15 protein-coding genes and 1 pseudogene are annotated in these 19,090 nt (G+C 67.2%); 9 read left to right on the top strand and 7 right to left on the bottom strand.

Features of this window, described 5'->3' with window-relative positions:
• Nucleotides 1-28: 28 nt before the first annotated feature.
• From vioE to BHS09_RS31775, 7 genes and pseudogenes are all read left to right on the top strand, one after another.
• A complete protein-coding gene (gene vioE, locus BHS09_RS31805; RefSeq protein WP_140799892.1) occupies nt 29-658 on the top strand; it encodes a violacein biosynthesis enzyme VioE in 630 nt (209 codons plus the stop codon).
• A gap of 78 nt (nt 659-736) precedes the next feature.
• On the top strand, nt 737-1,087 hold the full coding sequence (gene tnpA / locus BHS09_RS31800) for an IS66 family insertion sequence element accessory protein TnpA (protein ID WP_237079936.1): 351 nt from the start codon (nt 737-739) through the stop codon (nt 1,085-1,087).
• A 3-nt stretch (nt 1,088-1,090) separates the two neighbouring features.
• A complete protein-coding gene (gene tnpB, locus BHS09_RS31795; RefSeq protein WP_140799891.1) occupies nt 1,091-1,456 on the top strand; it encodes an IS66 family insertion sequence element accessory protein TnpB in 366 nt (121 codons plus the stop codon).
• Between the two features lie 46 nt (nt 1,457-1,502).
• Nucleotides 1,503-2,000, top strand: coding sequence for an IS66 family transposase zinc-finger binding domain-containing protein (locus BHS09_RS31790; protein WP_140799890.1), 498 nt, complete (start codon nt 1,503-1,505; stop codon nt 1,998-2,000).
• Nucleotides 2,001-2,023: 23 nt separating this feature from the next.
• Nucleotides 2,024-2,332, top strand: a pseudogene (locus tag BHS09_RS39850) (IS66 family transposase); the annotation flags it as partial.
• The gene (locus BHS09_RS40385) at nt 2,224-3,042 is read left to right on the top strand and encodes an IS66 family transposase (RefSeq protein WP_140799888.1); all 819 of its coding nucleotides are present in this window, start codon (nt 2,224-2,226) and stop codon (nt 3,040-3,042) included. The pseudogene BHS09_RS39850 and the gene BHS09_RS40385, both read left to right, overlap by 109 nt.
• A 13-nt stretch (nt 3,043-3,055) precedes the next feature.
• Nucleotides 3,056-5,413 carry a hypothetical protein gene (locus tag BHS09_RS31775; RefSeq protein WP_140799887.1) on the top strand — a complete coding sequence of 786 codons (2,358 nt, stop codon included), beginning with the start codon at nt 3,056-3,058 and terminating at the stop codon, nt 5,411-5,413.
• 148 nt (nt 5,414-5,561) lie between these two features.
• Here BHS09_RS31775 and BHS09_RS31770 read toward each other — a convergent pair whose 3' ends face one another.
• Nucleotides 5,562-6,380 (bottom strand): hypothetical protein, encoded by an 819-nt coding sequence (locus BHS09_RS31770; RefSeq protein WP_237079935.1) that lies wholly within the window; start codon nt 6,378-6,380, stop codon nt 5,562-5,564.
• A 257-nt stretch (nt 6,381-6,637) separates the two neighbouring features.
• Between BHS09_RS31770 and BHS09_RS31765 the strand changes: the two genes are divergently transcribed.
• Nucleotides 6,638-7,009, top strand: a complete 372-nt coding sequence (locus tag BHS09_RS31765) for a hypothetical protein (protein WP_237077630.1) — start codon at nt 6,638-6,640, stop codon at nt 7,007-7,009.
• Nucleotides 7,010-7,239: 230 nt separating this feature from the next.
• Here BHS09_RS31765 and BHS09_RS31760 read toward each other — a convergent pair whose 3' ends face one another.
• Complete coding sequence (locus BHS09_RS31760) at nt 7,240-8,667, bottom strand: tetratricopeptide repeat protein (protein WP_140795143.1); 1,428 nt, start codon at nt 8,665-8,667, stop codon at nt 7,240-7,242.
• A gap of 177 nt (nt 8,668-8,844) precedes the next feature.
• A complete protein-coding gene (locus tag BHS09_RS31755) occupies nt 8,845-9,609 on the bottom strand; it encodes a hypothetical protein (RefSeq protein WP_140799886.1) in 765 nt (254 codons plus the stop codon).
• A 439-nt stretch (nt 9,610-10,048) separates the two neighbouring features.
• Between BHS09_RS31755 and BHS09_RS31745 the strand changes: the two genes are divergently transcribed.
• Nucleotides 10,049-11,503: a S8 family serine peptidase gene (locus BHS09_RS31745; protein ID WP_161605187.1), complete on the top strand. Its 1,455-nt coding sequence runs from the start codon at nt 10,049-10,051 to the stop codon at nt 11,501-11,503.
• A 361-nt stretch (nt 11,504-11,864) separates the two neighbouring features.
• Here the strand turns inward: BHS09_RS31745 and BHS09_RS31740 are convergent, their stop codons facing one another.
• The 4 genes from BHS09_RS31740 to BHS09_RS31725 all read right to left on the bottom strand — a co-directional run bounded on the left by BHS09_RS31740 (nt 11,865) and on the right by BHS09_RS31725 (nt 19,081).
• Nucleotides 11,865-14,189, bottom strand: a complete 2,325-nt coding sequence (locus BHS09_RS31740; RefSeq protein WP_237079934.1) for a hypothetical protein — start codon at nt 14,187-14,189, stop codon at nt 11,865-11,867.
• 167 nt (nt 14,190-14,356) lie between these two features.
• Nucleotides 14,357-15,715 (bottom strand): M23 family metallopeptidase, encoded by a 1,359-nt coding sequence (locus BHS09_RS31735; RefSeq protein WP_140795140.1) that lies wholly within the window; start codon nt 15,713-15,715, stop codon nt 14,357-14,359.
• A 1,087-nt stretch (nt 15,716-16,802) separates the two neighbouring features.
• The gene (locus tag BHS09_RS31730) at nt 16,803-17,648 is read right to left on the bottom strand and encodes a fatty acid desaturase family protein (RefSeq protein WP_140799884.1); all 846 of its coding nucleotides are present in this window, start codon (nt 17,646-17,648) and stop codon (nt 16,803-16,805) included.
• Nucleotides 17,645-19,081 (bottom strand): cytochrome P450, encoded by a 1,437-nt coding sequence (locus tag BHS09_RS31725; protein WP_140799883.1) that lies wholly within the window; start codon nt 19,079-19,081, stop codon nt 17,645-17,647. Before BHS09_RS31725 ends, BHS09_RS31730 begins: the two co-directional genes overlap by 4 nt.
• Between the last annotated feature and the right edge of the window lie 9 nt (nt 19,082-19,090).

The raw sequence follows: 19,090 nt of genomic DNA, 5'->3' as shown, positions 1-19,090 counted from the left end.
CTTCGCCCTGGAGAGATAAGGCCCTGTCATGCAATCACATCCCCCTCCGCCGCTCTTGCCAATCCAATGGAGCAGCGCCTACGTCTCCTATTGGTCGCCCATGCTGCGAGACGACCAAGTCACTTCCGGCTACTGCTGGTTTGACTATGCTCGCGATGTCTGCCGAATTGACGGCCTGTTCAATCCCTGGTCCGAGAAAGAGATGGGGTACCAGCTCTGGATGTCTGAAGTCGGCGATGTCGCGCGCGGACAGAGCCTCAAGAGGAAAATGGCTTACTGGAAGAAGGCGACCACCATCGGCGATTGTCTTGATGGGGCCTTGTTGTCGAATGAAATGTCGTCGTTTCATGAGTTGTTCCTGCCTCGCGCCGTGTTGATTGATGGGAATGCGCGTCATGCCGGATGTGACCCTGTACTGGGCCAACTGGCTGATGTCTGGACCATCGAAAGGCCGCACAAGGCACCATTGACTCTCTACCTCCAGACCGGAACCAACCTGTTGCTCCGCATGGTTTCCGGAAACGACAAGCAGCACGTCTCGGTACGTGACTTCCCCAACGTATTTGTTGGAGACATTCCCGAGAGTGTTTTCGCGATGAAGAGAACCATCTCCCCACCCGGCGTGGATGGGGAGGTCCCGCGCGTAGTTGAAATTTGAAGGGGGGGCCTGTGCCTACCCAAAATCCGGTCGCTGCGTCATGCGGTATCCGTCCGGCCAATGACGTGCTGAGGGGCGTTGAGTGAGGAGTCGCCGCCGGGGCCCCTGGCGCGCATGTCGAAGCCGGTGGAGACGCAGGAGTGGTTCCGTGTCGCTGAAGCATTCGAGGCGAGCGGGCTGACGCAGCAGGAGTTCTCGCAGCACAGAGGGCTGCGGCTGAGCACGCTGCAGTCGTGGGTGTACCGGCGGAGGCGTCAGCTGGCCAGGAAGCCGGAGCCGGTGCGGCTGCTGCCGGTGGAGGTAGCTGGCACGCCGCAGCTGAGTACGACGCCGCTCGAGGTGGTGCTGGCCAGCGGCGCGCGACTGCGATTCGCCTCGGGCACCGACGTTGACTACGTGGCCCGGCTCGTCGTGGCACTGGGGCGGTGAGCGGTGTTCGCGCAGCCTGCCGCGGTGCGCGTGGTGCTGGCCACCGAGCCGGTGGACATGCGCAAGTCGATTGATGGCCTCATGGCGCTGGTACGCAGCGCGTGGGGTGAGGACGTCTACTCGGGGCACCTCTTCGCCTTCGTCTCGCGCAGGGGCGACAGAGTCAAAGTGCTGACGTGGAGCCGGGGCGGTTTCGTGCTGCTGTACAAGCAGCTGGAGACGGGGAGATTCCGGCTACCGCCGGTGGACGCTGGCGCGCAGACGGTGCACCTGGACGCGACGCAGTTGGCGATGCTGCTGGACGGCATCGACGTGGCCCAGGTGCGGCGTCAGCCCGCCTGGACGCCTCCCGGGCGCACGGGCACCTGACAGGCCTGGCCCGGGACGAGGTGCGGCGGCGGCGTGTTGAGGCTGCGTGCCGCGCGAGTTACCTCAAGACCACTTCTGCCCCTGGCGCGAGGAGGCGGAGGAACTCAAGGAGCGCCTGACGTCGCTGGAAGCGAAGATGGCCTCGCTGGAGCGCCACGTCTTCGGCCGCAGGGCGGAGAAGCTGCCGACGGTGTCCGCTGAGCTGCGAGGGGATGCGGTGTCGACGGCGGCCCGGGCCGAGGCCGCGAAGAAGAAGCGCCAGCAGCGGGCGGCCCGGAAAGCCGAGGAGGCCCCGGCGCGAGAGATTCGCCACGCGGTGCCAGCCGAGGAGCGCCACTGCCCAGCCTGCGGCAGCGAAGAGCTGAAGCCACTGGGCCAGGGCCGCACCTCGGTGCTGTACGAGTACGTACCGGCGCGCTTCGAGCGGCAACTGCACGTGCAGGAAGTCCTGGCGTGCGCGTGCGGCCGGGGCGTCGTCATCGCCCCACCTCCGGCGCGGGTGGTGGACAGGGGCGAGTACGGCCCCGGCTTCCTGCCCACGTAGTGACGTCGAAGTGCGCGGACGTCATGCCCCTGAGTCGCAGCACGCTGACGGACCTCTTCCACCAAGCCGCCTCGGTACTGCTGCCGCTGTCGCAGCACCTCTTGCAATGCACTGCGTCCGCGGACGTGGTGTGGGCTGACGAGACGCCGCTGCGCGTGCTGGACGTGAAGAGGACGAAGCTTGGCTACCTATGGACTTTCCTCACCTAGAATGAGGAAGGTGAATGGCTCATCGGGTACCGCTTCATCAGGGGGCGGGCCAGCAAGACGCCGAAGGAAGTGCTGGGCGGCACTTCGGGCGCACTCGTGGTGGACGCATATGCTGGCTACAACGCGGTGACGCTGCCCAGGGCCGCTTACGCGTCGGCTGCTGGGCCCACGTGCGTCGCCGCTTCTTCGACGCGCTGGCCACCGCACCCGAAGCGCGCGAGGCGCTGGACTTCATCCTCGAACTCTACCGCGTGGAAGCCCAGGCGCGCGATGCGGACATGGTGCGTACGGCCGCGCACCGAGAACTGCGCCAACTGCGCAGCGCCCCCGTCCTCGCGCAACTACATGCCTGGCTCGAAGCACAGGCGCCGCGGCACCCGCCCAAGAGTCCGCTGGGTCAAGCCATCTCCTACGTGCGCCAGCAGTGGGAGGCCCTCACTCGCTTCGTCGAGAATGAGCGGCTTCCTCTCGACAACAACCGCTCGGAAGCGGCGCCTGAGAAAAGCGGCCGTCGCTGGCGTGAAGGCCCCGGGGCGCTCTCCGCTGCGGTTCAGCGTCGTCCAGGTCAGCCTGGACGGGGGGACGACCTGGGCACACCGTGCCTCCTCGGCTGCGGTCGACGCACGCGAGCGCAAGTACACCTACGACCTGACGGGAGAGGACGCTCCACTTCATGTGCGCCTGTCGGCCCCCCTCTCCGACAGCTCCGGGCGCGTGAGGCTCCTCGTCCTGCCCGGGAGCCAGGCCCTCTCGGCGCTCCCACCTCGGGTTCCATCCTGTCCGATGCGTGGCGCGGGGCGCACACTATGCCGGGTTCTCCCGCCTCGCTGTAGTAGGTTGGCGTGAATGGTACGCACTTCAAGGCTGGTGTTGATCGGGTTCTTCCTCCTCGCCTCCGTCGAGGCCTCCGCCGCGTCTGCCGAGGCTGGCGCCGCGAGGTCCATCGGGGAGGCATCGAAGCGAGTGGAGCGTGCTCGCGCCGACCTCGCGACGGCCGTGCAGCGGATCGAAGTGGAGCCGCCGCGCAACGCCGACCTCGACGCCGCCCTCGCGGCGGTGGAGGCGCTGAAGGTCGCGCTCGATGCCGGAGCGAGCTTCGAGACGGAGGACCTCGAGTACGCGAAGCTGGTCCTGGCGGCGCGCAAGCAGCTCCGGACGCAGCGGGAGTACGTCGACGAGCGCCGGGCCAAGGTCCACATCCACGAGTACCGCCGACGCATCGACGGCGCGCTCGCGCCCCTGAACGAGCGCATGGCGAAGCTCGGCCAGGGCGACCCGGGCTCCAAGGCGATGGACGAGGCCCGCGCCGCGGTGGACGCGCTTGGGAAGCTGGCGGAGGAGGGCCGGCCTCTCAAGAGCCAGGACCCGAAGTTCTCCACGTACCTCACCGAGGTCGAGGCGACCCTCGCCCGTCACCGGAAGACGCTCGACGAGCGGTGGTTGCAGCTGTCGGCGCAGAAGCAGCGGGGCCTTCTGGACGAGAGCCGCAAGAGCCTGGCGAGCTCGCTCGCCGAGGTGGGCAAGGCCTGGTCGGACGAGAAGTTCGCGGCGACCGACAGGGCGGTGGCCGCGCTGCAGAAGCAGCTCGAGGAGGGCAGGCCGCTCGAGGCTCAGGACAAGGCCTATCGCGCGGAGGCGGAGAAGGCCCGCGCCGAGGTCACCCAGGCCAGGCGTCGGATGGATGAGCTCGTGGTGCAGGCGGGTGTCTCGCGGATCAAGGTGGAGCTGGAGCCCGCCCATGAAGAGCTTCGTGCGGCCGCCAAGGCGCTCCGGGTGAAGCGGCCCACGCCCGAGCAGCTCTCCGAGGCCAAGACCGCGGCGTTTGTCGTCCGGAAGCTGGTGGACAGGTACGAGCCGCAGGCGGCGAGGAGTCAGGCCATCGGCCAGTACCTCGCCGAGGTGAAGAACACGCTCGTCGAGGTGGAGGTGGCGCTCCAGGTCCGCACCCTCGACGCGGCGCGCGCCGAGGTCGTCCAGGCGCTGCGGCTCGTCGAGAAGCGGTCCGTGACCGCCGAGCAATTCGAGGAGGCGAAGACGGCGATGGTCGTCCTGGAGAAGACGCTCGAGACGGTCCACGTGAAGAACCCCGCCATCAGCCCGGCCGCCGCCGACGCGCGTCAGCTGCTCAAGGACGGGCGGGCGACGATGGAGCGGCGCCGGTACGAGGTCGACCTGCTGCAGCAGCGCGCGAAGGTGGACGAGGCCCGGAAGAACGCGGTGGCGCTGGTCACCCAGGTCCAGAAGGAGACGCCCTCGGAGGCGCAGCTCCAGGAGGCGGAGAACGCGGTCAAGCAGATTGGCGTGGTGCTGGAGGCCGGTGCCGCCCTCGTCAAGAAGGACCGTGACTACGCCCTGTACGCCAAGGAGTCGAAGGAGCGCATGGCGGAGCTGAGCGACCGCATCAGCCGGCGGAAGGTCGTCCTGGCCGCGGCGGAGGCCCGAATCCAGCTTGCGTCCCGGCTGGCCACCACGAAGGAGAAGCTCGAGGTCGCCAAGGCCATCTCTGCGACCGACGCCGAGGTCGAGACCGCCTCGAAGAGCGTGGACGAGGTCATGCAGATGTTCGAGGCGCACGCGGCGCTGGAGCGGCAGGACGCGAGCTACGCGGCGTCCGCCGAGCGGTCGCGCGCCGACTGGCTGAAGATGGTCGAGGCGCTCGAGTTCGCGAAGCAGGCGAGGGCGCTGCGCCGTCTGACCGGTGAGGCGTTGGACGTCGCCGGCAAGGCGGCGGCCTCCGCCGCGTCCTCCGCGGACCTGCGCAGGCGCAGGGACTTGTACGCGAGCGCGGCGCAGAAGCTCAAGGCCTGCCAGGACGAGGGAGCCCGGATGGTGAAGGAGAACGCCAGCCTCGCGGCGGTCGACGTGCTCGTGGGCGGGGTCCCCACCCGGCCCCAGGACGTGATGACCCAGTGTGCCCAGAAGGCCGAGGCCCTGCAGGTGCCCCAGAAGCGGGTCGACGTGGAGCTCCGGTTCCAGGAGGGCCAGCGCAAGGCCTACGACGCGGCGAAGGCCCACCTCTCCAAGGGGCGCAAGAACGAGGCGCTCGCGCAGCTCAACGATTGCATCGCGGAGGGGCGCATCCTCGAGAACCGATACCCCGACTTCAAGGAGCAGAAGTTCGACATCGGCGGCGCCAGCATGAGCATGCTGGAGCTGCTCCAGGTCTGCGCGAAGGAGCGCAAGGCGCTGCAGCCTTCCCCTTGAGCCACCGCGCCAGGGTCCTTCTTTCATCTCCCCGAATGAAGCCCTGCGCGCGGAACGCGAGCCAGCGTCCGAGTTGAAGGCCGCACGGGCCACCTGGATGCGCGCCTCCCCTACGACTTGGAAGGCGCGCATCAGGGACCCCGTTGATTCAGTACACCACCACTGAGGCGTAGACACTGGTGCCGTTCGTGTAGGCCACCAGGGCGCCGCCGTTCGAGGGGAGCGCCGCGACTGCTGGCGCGGCGCCCGGCCCTACTGTCCTGGCATCCGTGGCCAGAATCATGGTGGCCCCCACGAGCATCCGGTCCAACTGGATGTCGCCCGTCCCCCGCTGGGACACGATGTAGCCGTTGCCGAGCGCGTCCGCGTCAATCGCCCGGAGGGGCGCGGGACCGATGTCCGTGGGGAGGCCCGGCACCTGGATGCTTGTCCCCGGCGCGGACATCGGGATGACGTCCACATTGTCGTCCCCGAAGGAGCCCGTGACGTAGATGAAGCCGTTGGAGCCCGTCCAGTCCGAGAAGAACGCCCGCCCCGGTGGGGAGCTCTGCGGGCCGAAGGTGGTCCCCTGGTCGCTGCTGCGGCGGATGCGGAACGAGGGGTCGTCGCTCACCGAGAAGACATCTCCGCTGATCTTGTCCACGACGACGTCGAAGAAGGCATTGTTCTGGTCTACATCCGTCACGCTGAAGTCATTCGCGCCTCGCGCGAAGTTCTGGAGGACGCTGACCCCCGTGGAGCCTCGCGAGACGGAGATGTAGAGGGCGTCGCCCCTGGAATCCAGACTGACGGTAGGGTTGGCCGCCGGGCTGAGGACTCGCGGCGCCTCCCAGCCTGCTCCCGCGTCGACGGTCCGGGTGAATATCAGCGTGCCCGCGCTGGTGGCCGCGACGTAGGCAATTCCGGTGGGGCCGCCTTCAATCGCGACTTCCGCCGCGTTGGTGATGCCCAGGGGCGTGGGGCCCACCCAGTGGAGTTGCCCCCGTCAAATCGGACAGCTCAGGGATGAGAGTTAGCAGTACGGAACTCGTGGGGTGACTTCATCTTCAGCCCGCGGAACAGTGGGTGCGATTGCAGTGGCGCACCCACCTCCACCTGGATGGACTCGCGGTGGGTGTCTTTCTCGCGAAGACCGCGCCGCGCTGGCAACGGTGGCCTCAGGCTTGGCGGAGGGCCTGCGGCGCGATGGGCGCCCTGTTGCTCGGGGTGACCTTGGCAGTGTGCGTGCCTCACCTGCCGGACTGGGGAGGCGTGTGGATTTTCGCAGGGCTCGCGGTGGGATTTGGCGGGCTGCTCGTGGCCACGGAAGCGGTTGCGCTGCCCATACCGCTGAGGGGGCTCGTGTACCAGGCCGCGGTCCTCTCCTATGGCACCTATCTCTGGTTCTGGGTCGTGGCACGCGTGTTCGAGCGGCGAAGCCTGACCTTGGGTGTGTGGGGATTGGATCTGCTCGCCTTCATCACGGTGACGCATGGGCTCGCCTGGGTGACCTACATCGCGGTGGAGAGACCTGCCCTGCGGCTGCGGGATAGGCTGCTTGCGTGGCAGGCTTCGCTGGCGGAGGCGCGTGACGGGGTGGTGGCCCCCGGACGCTAACGGCTCGGCAGTACAGACATAGGCGCAGGACCATTCGGGGCACCACTCACGTGGCCCTCTGGTTGGCGGGGTTGGCGCAGGTCGAAACGCAGGCCACCGCCGCCGAGCGAGCCTGCCTCGCCAAGCACGCCGCGGGACGGCGGCGACTCGTGGTTCCGAGGCACGGCGGAGCCTCCTCCTCGCGTCATTCGAAGACCGAGCGCGTGCGTCCCGGCAGGCCATTCAGGCAGTCATTTCGAGCCCTGCTCGAGCTTCCGCAATTCTCGCTCCGCGTACTTGCGTTGAGCCGCGGTGACCTTGCGTTGCAGGAAGGACCGATAGGCCTTGATGGCCTCAGGACCCTTTCCCATGTCCCGAAACAGGTCTCCCCGATTCAGGTTGAGCACGTTGCGCTCGTGGCCCGTCGCGGTGAGCAGCGCCAGGCATTCGTTGAGGACGGCCTCGGCCTGGGACCACTCCTTGTGGGACCACAGCGCGAAGCCGAGGTTGTTGAGGATCTCCGCCTGGAGGTCGATGGTTGCCTCCAATTGCTGGTTCAGTTGTTCCCGCAGGGTTGCGTTCTCCACAGCGAACTCGTCCAGGGTTCCCCCAGCCATGGGCCGGCCGTTCTCAAGCCATGTTCGGTACAGCGTGGTCCACGCGCTGAGCGCCGCCTTCTGGTTCCCCGTTCTCCACTGAGTGAGCGCATCCTCGTTCGCGGCGAGCAGGCCTTGATGGGTGCGACGGAGGTCCTCCAACTCCTTCAGGTTTTCGACCCTGTTCTTCTCCGTCAGCCGTCCGTCCTCTTGCATCTCCTCGAACTCCGGAAGGGAGTATTGGCGACCCATGTACGCCTCGCACGTGACGCCTGCCTCACCCGTCTTCGCGAACGTGCAATCACAGGAAGGAAGCGCAGTGCCCCCACCCATCCTGCTCGTGGTGTACGCTGTCTGGGGCAGCCGGATATACAGGTCGTCGGCGGAGACGGTCCCCTCGAGACACTCGCAGATCTCCCGCGTCATGGCCTTGCTGGCCGTGGCGTTCACCTCAGGGTTGATGCTGTCGATGACCCACAGGGCGCACTCATCCTGGGACGCAGCGAGCAACCAGCGGGAGTTGGGCTGGTAGGACCAATTGAGCTCGCGAACCCCTCCGTCCCTGGGACCGAGTGCCTTCTCCAGGGCGGCAGCTGCCTCTGGAAAGGCCTCCGCGGGGGAGCGTGCCTCATCCGGGAAGAGGGAAACGGCCCATGCCTCCTTCATGCGCTGGAGCCGGACCAGACACCGCTGAGGAGCATTGCCGAAGCCGATCGCGGCGGAGGTCTCGCTCTCGGGCTCGGGGATGAGCCGCGCCACCTCGCCCATCGTCGGACAGCCATTGAGCGGCAGTCTCGTTCGTACCAGGGCCGGGGCAACGAGCTGTCCCGTGCGTGGGTCCACCACGAAGAAGGCGTCATGGAAAGGGAGCTTGTCCGCGTACTGGCGGGTCCATCGGCTGGGGACGACGAAGTAGCCCACGTGAAGTCCGACCTCCGGGAGGTCGACCCAGCGCTCCTCGAAGAGGAATCGTCCGCCGCGCCAGTCCTGGAAGGCGGGGGTCTTCTTGAGGTTCGCCGACGAAATCTCCGGGGAGGGCGCGGGCGCGACGGCGACCAGGAGTGGCAGGAGGAGTGGGAGCATGAGCGGTCCGTGAATGTACTCCTGGCGGTACTCCTGGCGCGGCCTTCGCGTGAAGTCCGCGACCCAGTGGAGTTGCCCACGTTCATTCATTGGCGGAGCGGGAGCCTCTTCAGGGTGGGACTCGACCGACCGCATTTCACGGCAGAGGCCTGTCTGCCCTCGGCGCTGTCGCTCGCCTCACGGTTTCGACCTCGACACGGGAGCTACCGCGCCAGGCAGTGCGACCTCCGACGGGGGCAGCTTCGAGAAGACGGAGCCCGCGGAGCGGAGGGAGATGCGCTGATAGCGCGCATAGGCCTCCACGAGTGCCGTGCGCATGGCCTTGGGCTCCGTGGGCCCATGGCGCGCCACGGTGCTGGCCAGCGCCTCCAGCAGATAGGCTTCGGGTGCCATCAGCGTTCGCGTGAGCGCGATGGGGCTCGCGCCCAGCGTCTTCAGCACCGGACCGAAGTACTGCTCGCTCGTGCAGGCCAGGACGACCACGGGCCTGGGCGTGGCTCCCGGCGGTGCAGCCACTCGGGGAGGCTCGCGGTCCATGAGCCGGTCATGTCCGGCCCACACCAACAGGTCGGCGCGACTCGCGCCCGCCGCCGCCCGCAGGAAGTCCTCCAGCGCCGTGTCTATCGCGTCGCCCGCGTAGGCGCGGAGCCGCAGCCGCACGGGCCGCTCTCCCTTCGCCGCGGTCCGCTCCAGGACGAGCTCGCGCAGTATCGCGGCCCCTTCGGGTCCCGGCTCTCGGCTCACCATCTTGAATCCAGGCGCCCGTGAGAGGAACCGCTCCGCACCGTACATGGCCCCCCAGTAGAGGTTTGTCTCAAGCGCGCGCGGAGCCCCCGCGGGAGGACGGCCGCACTGGAGCAACGCGTTGTCACACAGCGGGACGAAGACCTCGACCTCCACCGGAGGCACGGCCAACAGGCTCAGCAACACGACGGTCAGCACAGCGGACCTCCAGCGGGTGCTTGCACGAGACACCCGTGGCGAATCCACCGTTCCGTCGCGCAAGCCACTCGCCCCTCCCATGGCCAGCTCGACGGCTCCGTGCGTGGGGGCGCCCCGCGGAGCCATCCGTCGACGCGACGCTCGTCTCCCAGAAGCGCGCGCGCCTGCCTTGGCCCGTATGTCATTCGACAGCGACCCGCTGGCCGTCTTGGTGGAGGGGCTCACCGCTCTTATTGGAGCGTTCCTCGACTACAGGTGCGACGTGAGCCGGGCGTCGGTGTCCCGTTGGCGCCGCCCCGGCTGAACAACTGCTGCACCTTCGTCGAAGCCCTGCTGGTGAAGGCCTTCTCTGCAAGGAGGGTTGGAGTCGTTGGGGCATATCAGTACACTTCTCGCACGCATCGTCTCAGTTGCTTTGATTTTCACCAGGAGGCGTCCCGTGCCACGTCGACATGCATCCCAGCGCATCTTCCTGCTTCCGATGAGTACCGTTCTGACAGGGGCCCTCCTCGCCTGTGGTAGTGTCGGGGCGCCGCTCGAGCCTGAAGCGCTTGGGCAGAAAGAGGCCGCCCTGATCCCCAGCGACCCTCTCTTCTCTAGCCAGAGTTGGCACTACAACGCCATCCATGCACCAGCGGCATGGGGGCGCACCACTGGCAATGACAGCGTGTCAATCGCTGTGCTCGACAGCGGGCGGTTGGCGCACCCCGACCTGAATACGAAGTGGACAGGTGGGTATGACTTCTTCGCTGGCGACAGCGACCCTACTGACGAGGGCTTGTACCACCACGGCATTCACGTCGCGGGGACGATTGGTGCCTCGGCTAATAACGGCATCGGAGGCGCTGGCTTGTGCTGGAATTGCCGCTTGTTGCCTATCCGCGTCGCACAGCAGGAGGGCAGTTTTGGCTCTGGCTCCCCGGGAGCGTATGAGCCTCTCTCCACAATCCTCGCCCGTGCAATTCGTTACTCGGCGGGCTACTTGGTGGATGATGGGCTGTTCAACTATGTCCAGGCACCTTCCAGAGCCTCGGTCATCAATATCAGCATGGGTAACGTCGCTGGCCCCTGTCCGGCCGACCTCCAAGTTGCTGTCAATGACGCCAATGCCGCGGGAACACCCGTGGTTGTCGCGGCTGGCAACTGGGAGTCTGAAGGCGCGCTCAATACTACGGCATTTTCCGCATTCATGTGGAGCGGATGCACGAGCGTCATCTCTGTCGCCGCCGTGAATCAGAATGGAGTCCTTGAGCCCTATTCGGCTCGCGGCCCGGGAATCACCATTGGTGCACCTGGCGGGGGGGCTTTTCGCGCTGCCAATTCTTCGGGCGGTTTTGGCGAACTCATCGGCTGCACGGACCCGAATGAGACGCGCGGCGTCGGTACCCATGGCGTCGTCTCCTCGTGGACGACATCCCAAGGAACCCACTGTTATCGGCACTGGGCGGGTACATCCATGGCCGCACCGCATGTCTCTGGTGTGATTGGCTTGATGCTTTCACGCAATCCGGCGCTGACGTCTTTGCAGGTTCGCGACATCCTCCAGAAAACCGCGACGCCTATCTCATGCACGAACAATGGCTGCGGGGCGGGTTTGCTCAACGCCGACGGGGCTGTGGCCGCTGCGACCTTTGATGTCTCCATTGCGTGTGAAAGCGCTTCGGGCAGCTTCGTGTGCTATGCGAACCCCGAAGGCGGCATTGGTCCCTTTACAGCGATGTGGACGGGCATGACGCGTGCGAACATCGCACCGAGTCACGTGAACAATCCCGATTACACATCAGGAACCTGCACTCCGAACAACACCAGTACCGTCCTGCTCAGCTTCACCGACGCATTGGGCCGCAACGTCGTACGGAGCAAGCAGTTCTACTGCAATCTCGTCACGCCGTAACCCGCCTTCTTGACGATGGTGGCGCGGCCTGCGGTGGGCAGTCTCGTGCCGCCTACCGCGTTGATGGATTGGTGCGGAGGCTGTTGGAGTCAGGCAACTCCGAGGCTTCGAGCTCCAGTGGGACGCTGGTGTTGAGGCACCGGCCCCAGGGTGGGCGAAGACACGGTGTGAACGCGACTTCGCATCTGTGCTGTGCCTCCTTGGCGGCGTGCGCGTGGCCGAATGGCAAGCGACGCAGTCAGGTGAGGCGATGATGTGGGAAAGTCATTCGCGAGCACAAGGAGCGTTGGACTCTCTGCGCCGTCACAAGCCGTGCACGGAGCGCCTCGATGTCTCACTCGATGCGCTCCGGCGCCCACGGTCAGCGGCCGAGGATGGCGTGCCAGGCATCGCCGTTGCTGCCGTTCAGGTAGTTCTGGACGTCCGCTTCGGAGAGCACGCCCGTTTTCACCGCGGCGTCGAGGGCGGCCTTGGCGCCGCTGCGGTGCGCGTCCAGGCCGTACTGGTTGATGTACTGCACGAAGCTGTCCAGGGAGCCGTTGTCCTTCATCCGATTGATGAACTCGCTGATGTACGCCTCGTCGCCCTTGTTCTGCTCACACAGGTTCGCGTACACGAGCGGGGAGTCCATCGTCCCGGCGTAATGCTCGAAGTCTTGGCCCGCCTTGAGGCGCGACTCCGCGCTCTGGCCGAAGATGTCCGGGGCGTGCTGCTGGGCGTAGGCGTACGCATCCGGGTAGCGGCCCTGGACGTAGGTGCGCCACGATTCGTCCGTGGCCGTCGGGTGTGTGCCGTCACCCCGCATATTCGGCATAACCCCGAGCAAGTCCCACGCGAAGTCCGGACGGCCCTTCGCCAGCGTGTCAATGAAGCCCATCGCGTCTGAGCCCTTCATGCCGCACGCCTTGGCGGCGTCAATGACCGCCTGGCCCAGGCCCGGGGCGTCGAACATCGTCGGGTAGCGCTTGGCGAGGTCCTGAATCTGCGCCGGAGACAGGCCCAGGTCCGAGGACAGCCGTTCGGGTTGGTCATCGCCGTGCGCGAGCGTTTCCGCCACGTCCGCGTCGAGGCCCATCTCCAGGAGGATGCTCTCGGACTCGTTGTCCAGCGCCTCCTGTTTCTCCTTGTCGACGAGCAGGCTGCCGAACGCGGAGACCACCAGACCCACGCCCTCGATTATCTGCCCGACGCCTGGGAGCCCCGTGCCCATGAGCGCTCCCACCCACGCCACCGCGTCCCCGAAGGTCTGCAAGGCACTGCCGACCGTCGGGTCGTCCACCATGTCCTTGAAGTGGTCCGCGAGCACCACCGAGTTGGCCACCACACCGAACGCGGGCGCCAGGCGCGAGAGGAACGTCGCCGCCGCCTCGCCCGTCTGCGCTGCGATGCGGCCCGACTCACCGAGGGTGCGCATCGCGAAGGCCGCGGCCTCCGCGCCGCTGCGGCCCGAACTGGCCAGGTCCTTGATGAAGTCGCCCCACTCGCCCCGTATCGCGTCGTTCGTCGCGCTCGCCAGGCCGTAGGCGGCGCCCACGCCCGCCAGCGCCGCGCCCAGCTTTCCGTCTGATTTCGAGAGCTCCAGCAGTGGTTCCGGAGAGCCCGACGCGAGTGCCGTCTTGATTGTCTCAATGCCAGACTTGACGGACGCGCCTCCCTCGGAGAGCTGGACGAGCGGCTCGGTGATTGCCGTGAGTTGCTCCAGCGCCGCCTGGACATCGCCGTTGTTCTCGGCCAGGAGCTGGCCGGAAGTGGTGGTGAGCGCCGTCGCCACGACGTCGTCGTCAATCTGGTCCTTGAGGCTCTCGAAGGCGGTTCCCGCCGGGCCATTCGGGTCCAACGCCTTGCCAGCCCACTCGAGTGCGCCCTTGGCCTGCGAGGACTCCCCGAGCGACTTTGCCGCCTCAAGGCTCTCCTTGGCGACGTCCGGGTTGTTCCTGGCGGCTTCAAGCAACTGCGGGTCGTTGAGCGCGTCGTTGAGCTGCTTCGCTGCTGCCTCCTCGGCGGCGAACTCATCCGGGTATTTCGCCCGGAATTGCTGCACGTACTGCTGCTTCTGCTCGTCGGTGAGCGCCGGGCCGAGCTTGGCGAGCTCCAGGTTCAGCGCCTCGTTGAGCTCCTCGGCCTTCTTGCTCGCGTCGTCGTAGGCTTGCTGGGCGGCGACGAGGTTGGCGCGGGCCTCGTCGGGCGACGTCGCGCCGGTGGCGGCGGCGGTCTGCGCGACGGCGGGCCCGGCGAGGTGGCGGAGGGTTGGTTCGGAGCGGGAGCCTGCCGGGAAGGCGCCGAGCGCGGGCGTGCCGAAGAGCGAGCGGCCCGGACGACTGGAGAAGTCACCGCCGTCCTTCATCAGTGCGTCGTGGAAGGTCTTCTCGGCGGTGGGGAAGGGGCGCGGCAGCCCCGCGGCCACGGCGGCGTTGTTGGCGCGCTGAGTCGCCTTCTCGGCGGCCGTCGCGAGCTGCCTTGCCTGGGAGGCCGCGACCCCCGCCTTCGGGGCATTCTTCGCGTCCTGGAGGCCCTTGGAGAGCTGGGCCTGCGCGAGCGCCCGCTGCGACGCCTCCTGGGCTCTGCGGCGGGCCTCCTCGGCGGCGCGACGGGCTGCCTCCGCCGCGCGCCGAGCAGCCTCCGCCGCCGCGCTGCTCGCGGTGGAAGCACCGGCCGAAGAGACACCACCTGTGACGCGCGTCGCCATGCTCATGCTCCAGGATTCACGGACGTGGAGTTGGAGTCCGGTCCTGGATTATTTGAAAGTACGGTCCAAAGTTGCTTGGCGATGTGAAAGAAGCATCGTCGGACCGAACCCTGGACCTGGCAGCGCAGGCGCGCGGGGCGCCCTCGTCCGAGGAGGTGGGGCGCGTCTCAGAGCGTCAGGCCGACCAGCGGGGATGAGGCGACATCCGGGACGAGGCTGAGCCGCCGTCCCGCGTTCGTCGACTGTCCAGTGGGCACGCACATCCAGCCCGACGAGGTGCCCCAGACGTGGGTGATGGCCCCGTTGTGGTTGGCGACCAGCTGCGGCCAGCCATAGGCGGCGCGGCCAGCGATGGGCGTCCCAGTCGGCAGGGACGCCGTGGTCGGTATCCGGTTCCACCTCCCGTTTGCCCCGAAGATGTGGTGCACCCGGCTGAACTCCAGCGACAGGCCTTGCAGGCTTCCATCCGGCTGAATAACGGCGACCAGGTCGGCGCCGGGCTGCAGGTCCACCTGGGTGTCACCCTTGTGCCAGCCGGAACCGTCAGCCCAGACATGGAACAGCCGGCCGTTGTCGTTGAACAGGCCATGAAGGTCCGTCCCATTGGCCGTCATCGAGAAGGTGCAGTTGCCCGACACCGTCACGGACGACGGGAACTTCTTCCAGCCATTGCCGTCGAAGGTGTGCCAGAGCCGTCCGTCCTCGAGGGTAAAGATTTGGGGCGATGGATTGGCCGGGGTCCGCAGCACGTTGAGCGGAGCCCCCGGGTCCATCGCCAGGCCACTGCTCATCGTGGTCCAGCCGTTGCTGCCGGCATATACAAGCATCATCACGCCGTCGACGTTCGCCATGGCACGCGGCGACTGTCCAGGGCCCGGCGAGAACGCCCCGTAGGTCGTGTTGCCCGGCAGCACGAGGTTGCTGAGCATGTGGGCCCAGCCCCCCGCGGTGCCGAGATGCCCGAGGCGCCGGTCCTCCAGCGGCAGACCGCCCCCGGTGCCGCCGCTGCCGGCGCCGACGTAGTCGAGCGGGTTCACCCGGGTGCCGCCGGCGGTCACCAGATGCCAGTGCAGATGCGGACCCGTCGAGGACCCGGAGCCGGGTGCACCCGCAGCGCCTCCGGAGTACCCGACGATTTCTCCCTGTTGAACGTAGCGCTCGCCGCCGTTGAATCCGGACAGGTGGAGGTACTGGCTCCTCATGCCGTTGGCCATCACGATGGTCGCGGTGTAGCCGCCCGTGCCGTTGTTCCAGTCGATGCGGAGCTGACCCGACGCGCAGGCCGGGAGCGGCGTACCAACGCCCATCACGTAGTCGATGCCGCCCAGGGAGCCGCGGTTGACGTGGTCCCACCACCCATCCGAGATTGAGTAGCCAGAGAATGGGTTGATGATTGTCTCTGCGGCGTGGGCGGTGCCAATCAGCAGGCCAGACCCGCCGAAGGCGGCGAAGCCGGCCGCGACGCTGCCGGCACGCAGAAGGGAGCGCCGGGAGAATTGGCGAGGGTTGCGGGACTCGGGAGACATCAAAACCTCCAGTGGGGATGGGGAGAGGTCGTGAATACTGCGGCTCGCTTTGTCACGGTCTGTGGCCCGCCCAGGCAGTCAGTGGAACCGCCGCGAGTTATTGGCCTCAGGGGGCGTGACAATAGCCTCATCGAATCGAGATATTCCAGATATGCTAGAAAATAACGAGTGTCCGTGCTGGCGTCGCTCAAGCACCCGGTGACCGGCAAGGGGCCCGCGCGCATCCGGAAAGAATTATCTGAGCCGATATCGTTTTGTTTCCGCCCAGCATGCTTGTTGGCGTTTACCTGATGATGTGCAAGCACGCGTCGAGGGGGGGCGACTGACCGGGTTGGTTGAATAATTCCGGCGGACTGGGACGAGTGTTCGAATCAGCCCCCATTTCCGGGAGTTGGGTATCACCCGCGCTCCAATGGCCGAGACGCTCGATGCCCGCTTCGGTCCGGGCACCGCCAAGGCGCCTCCATCCGCACCCAGGGCTCACGATGAAGTCACCCCGCGAGTTCCGCACTGCGAAATCTCAACCCTGAGCTGTCCGATTTGACGGGGGCAACTCCACCAGGCGCCCAAACCTGAAGGCTCTCCCGCGCCATGGTGACTTCCCGCCTTGCCGGCCAATGAACTCGAAGGCAGTGCGCGCCTCGCTCACTCGCCTTGACGCGCGTCCTGGCTCAGTCTCGACGCAACCATGACGCAGCGACCGAACGTGGAGTAGGCACAGCGGTAGGCCTGGAGTTGTGGGCGTGGACCAAGTCTGTGCCCCTCGGCCTGACGATGCGTGCTGAGAGACGCGGTCACCCGCCCGAAGCGCTTCGTTTCGGAGCGGGGACATTCTCGCTGGGCGCAGGTGTAGGGGGCGGTGGCGTGCCGCCAGCGAGGCGAAAGACCCGGTGGAGAGAGCAGGTATCCGGCTTTCGCCCCCTGCCCACTCAGGGTCCACACGGTGCGCCGGTTGGCACTGTTGAGCACCCGTGCCAGGACGGTGCGCGCGGGCTCCTGGGTGCCCCCCCTGAGTCAGGGGCGTTGTCGCCTCGGCCGGTGCGCCTCGCTCGCTCGCACCTCGTACACCACGTCCGGCGTCAGCCTATCATTGGGGGATGGCGCCGAACTCCGCCTCGGCCGGCTCGATTTTCGCCTCCGGGTTGGTCCACACGAAGGGGATGCCCGGCTGCCGGTAGTGCGTGGCCGGTATGGCCTGGGCGAGCTGCGCGTGAAGCTCGGGCAGTTGAGACCAGTGCAGCCCGTGCTTCGCGTGGTGCGCGGTGTGGTAGCCCAGGTTGCCGGTCATCAGGTTGTAGCCCTTGTGCAGGATGTTGTACGAGGCGTGGGTGTGCTCCGTCGCTTCCAGCCCCACGTGGTGGAAGTAGGTGGCCCAGACGGTGACGTAGAGCGACACCGCCATGGGCAGCAGGAACACCCAGAGGGCGTTGTACCAGTCGTGCCAGAACAGCACGCCGAGCAGTGCCACCTGGAGCGCGCCCATGGTCAGGAAGACGCGCATCGCCTTGGGATGTGAGCGGCCCACGCGGAAGGCGCGGGGATAGGCGACGAGCGTGTTGAAGACGGAGTATTCCATCTCGCCCATGGTGGACCCGTCGCGGCGCTTCCACCCCGATTCGTCCTGGGCCTGGTCCAGGTAGTTGCGGTGGTGGCCCAGCACGTGGTGCAGGAACCACGCATGGGACGTCACGCCCGTCTGGAAGCCGAAGATGACCTCCAGGAGTCGGTTGGGCAGCGCATGACGGAACATGGGCACATGCTGGTGGTGGTGGTTCCACGCGCTGATCCACCCCTTGGGAATCACTCCCAGGGCGAGCCAGAGGATGGGGAACCACCAGCTTCGCGCCGTGAAGAAGACCGTCAGGTCCAGGGCGAACACCAGGGTGAAGAGCAGGACGGGGATGCGGTCTCGGGGATGTCGGAACAAGGTCATGCGGATTCCACTGCGGCGGTGGGATGGGCTCCCGTGGGAGGGTGAAGGGTTTGCCTCTGGCGCGGGACGAGCTTGCCCGTGACACCCTGGGGCCGCACCACGCCGAAGAAGAAGCCCTCCTCGAAGGGCTCCATCGAGTCGACGTGGACGCGCGCGTGGGCGGAGAGGGTGGCCAGGGCCGTGCGCAGGAACACCATGGCGAAGTCCCCGGCCACGCAGGCGCGAGGACCCCGGCCGAAGGGGAAGAAGTGGCCGCTGCCGAGCGGATTCCGGGCCGCGCCCCCGTCGAGCCAGCGCTCCGGGGCGAACGTCTCCGGGTTCGTCCAGTGGCTCGGGTCCCGGTGCAGGTGCTGGTTGGAAATCATGAGCGTCGTGCCCGGCGGCAGCGTGACTTCCGCCAACCGCGTCGGCGTGAGCGGCGTGCGGCGCAGGAAGATGCGCACCGCGGGCAGGATTCTCAGGGCCTCGTAGGCCACGGCCTCGCCCCAGGGCGCGTCCTTCAGGCGCTCCAGAGTGAGCGGCCCCTGCGCCAGCGCGGCGGACTCCAGCGCCAGCCGCTCCTCGGTGGCGGGGTACTTGTTCAGCTGATGGAAGGCGCCCACCAGGGTGGTGCTCGAGGAGAACACGCCGCCGAAGAAGAACCCGCCGAGCAGGTTCGCGTGCACCACGTCATCGAGCTGGGGCATCTCGCGCAGCGTCCACGACATCAGGTCCACGCGGTGCGGCTCCGGGGCCTTCCTGGCCGTGCGAACCTTGTCCAGGAGCAGGCCGTAGAAGCGCTCCTTCGCATCCGCGAAACCCTTGGGCGGTGAGACGAACTTCAACGGCAGCTTGGCCTGGATGCGCGCGTCGGCCGCCGCCGCCAGGAGCATGAAGTCGTCGTACACGGACGTGGGCAGCTTCTCGCCCACCGTGGCCACGCAGAACGCGTCGAACGTCAGCTTGCGCAGCGTGGGCGTCAGGTCGATGGAGGGCTGCTGAAGCAGCGCCTCCACCGACTCGAGGATGGCCGCGCGCAGGGGCTCCACCTGGGCCGCGTGCCAGGCGGGAGTCCACGGCTGGGCGAGCGGATCCATGGCGTGCTTGCGAGCCCAGTCCTCGCCCTGCTGGGCGATGAAGGGCGTGTCGTCCGTGGCGGAGTGGCGAATCTGGTCGCCGATGTTGCCCTTCTCGAACTCCAGCCGGCGCGTTTCCAGTACCTCGTGGATGAGGGGGGGGGCATTGAGCACCAGCGCCGGGCTGGGCCCCAGCCAGGTGACGGCGACGGGGCCGTAGGTGCGCGCGTAGCGGGCGCAGACGTCCCACGGCTGGGCGCCGAGGAAGTCGCCGATGTTGCCCAGAAGCCCCGGCGGGGGGCCCGGCAGGCTGGCCAGGGGCTTGCGCCGGCCACCGAAGAACAGGCTGAAGAGACCTCGAGAGAGCAGGTTGGGCATGAGCGTGTG

The organism is Myxococcus xanthus (genome assembly GCF_006402735.1).
Lineage (GTDB): Bacteria > Myxococcota > Myxococcia > Myxococcales > Myxococcaceae > Myxococcus > Myxococcus xanthus_A.
This window is presented reverse-complemented; position numbering and strand designations above follow the sequence as displayed.